The sequence below is a fragment of the Monashia sp. HAY1-5C genome (assembly GCF_056755255.1).
The window spans coordinates 1-251 of the sequence record NZ_JBPGXG010000569.1 but is presented as its reverse complement, the minus strand read 5'-3'; the positions used below and the strand labels follow the sequence as shown (position 1 = coordinate 251).

Here is a 251-nt window from a genome sequence, read left to right as displayed (position 1 = left end):
GGCTCCACAGCAGCCACAGCACCAGCAGGCCCACCAGCACCATCAGTGCCACCTGCGGCACGGTGGAGCGGTAATCGTTGCCGCCGGCGCGGTAGATCACCTCGCCGTACTGGCGCAGCGATTCGGTGCCCAGCCATTGCGCGGCCACCACGCCCAGCACCACGGCCAGCAACAGTACCACCACGGATTGAATCGGCTTCATGTATCAACTCCCATCGCGCATGGCGCGCAGTTGCTGCAGGGTGCTGCCC

1 protein-coding gene is annotated in these 251 nt (G+C 66.1%); it reads right to left on the bottom strand.

What is annotated here, in order from left to right; genetic code table 11:
- Positions 1-202, bottom strand: a 202-nt coding sequence (locus ACR9ZK_RS22795) for a hypothetical protein (protein ID WP_481344199.1), incomplete at its 3' end; no start/stop codon positions are given.
- Positions 203-251: the final 49 nt, after the last annotated feature.